We start from the raw sequence: 997 nt of genomic DNA on the forward strand, positions 1-997 counted from the left end.
CGAGGAAGGCGGCGCGCAGGGCCTCGTGCCGGTCCGCCGTCTCCCGCTCCATGCGGTCGGGGGTGCCCTCGCCCCCCGCCGCACGGCGGTCACGCCGGTCCGCGGCGGTGGCCGCGTCCACGTCGATCAGCACCGTCAGATCGGGGACCAGGCCGTCCGTGGCCCACTCGTTCAGGGCGGCGATCCGCGCCTCGCCCAGCCCGCGCGCCGCGCCCTGGTAGGCCACGGACGAGTCCACATACCGGTCCGTGACGACGACGGCGCCCCGGGCCAGCGCGGGACGCAGCGTGCGGACGGCATGGGCGGACCGGGCCGCGGCGAACAGCAGCGCCTCGGTGCGGGGGTCCACGGGGGCGTGCCCGGGGTCCAGCAGCAGCTCCCGCAGCGTCTCGCCCAGGTCCGAGCCGCCGGGCTCGCGCGTGAGCACCACCTCGTGGCCCGTGGTGCGCAGGGCCTCGGTCAGGGCGCGGGCCTGGGTGGACTTGCCGGATCCGTCCGGTCCCTCGACGGCGACGAACAGGCCGCGATGCTCGGTCTGGGTGCTCACGCCTCGAGCCTAGACGCCGCCCCGGACGGGGGAGGAACCCGGCCGGGCCGACCGCCTAGACTGACCGACATGAGCGCCCCCATGCACTTCGCCCTGCTCGTCGACCACTGGCTGTTCCGCGTCCTGGCGATCGCCGCGCTCGTGCTCGAGGTCTGGGCGCTGGTGGACGTCGTCCGGCGCCGCCCCGACGACTTCGCCCGCATCGGGGGCCGGGACAGGAGCTTCTGGCTGATCCTCACCGGCGTCGCCGCCGTCGTCGGGCTCCTCGGCGTGCTCGCGGGCGGCGGGATGGGCATGTTCGGCCTCGTGGCCGCGTGCGTGGCGTGCGTCTACCTCGCCGGCCCCCGCCAGGACATGGGCCCGGCCCTGCACCGCTGAGGACCCCGCGCCACCGGCGCGGCCCTCATGACGACGGCGCCACCGCCGCCCAGCGCACGCTCAGCTCCCCGC

2 protein-coding genes are annotated in these 997 nt (G+C 76.7%); one reads left to right on the top strand and one right to left on the bottom strand.

Annotated features, from left to right (window positions below; genetic code table 11):
• The coding region (gene tmk / locus HMPREF3105_RS01305) for a dTMP kinase (RefSeq protein ID WP_070708593.1) at positions 1–547 on the bottom strand (547 nt) is incomplete at its 3' end.
• Positions 548–616: 69 nt separating this feature from the next.
• On the opposite strand from tmk, the gene HMPREF3105_RS01310 reads away from it, so the two are divergent.
• Complete coding sequence (locus HMPREF3105_RS01310; RefSeq protein WP_246830301.1) at positions 617–925, top strand: DUF2516 family protein; 309 nt, start codon at positions 617–619, stop codon at positions 923–925.
• Positions 926–997: the final 72 nt, after the last annotated feature.

This window comes from Micrococcus sp. HMSC31B01 (assembly GCF_001816085.1).
Lineage (GTDB): Bacteria > Actinomycetota > Actinomycetes > Actinomycetales > Micrococcaceae > Micrococcus > Micrococcus luteus.

What these genes read in the sequence shown, in the direction of transcription:
- HMPREF3105_RS01310 (WP_246830301.1), top strand. Translation starts at nt 617, where the DNA reads ATGAGCGCCCCCATGCACTTCGCCCTGCTCGTCGACCACTGGCTGTTC.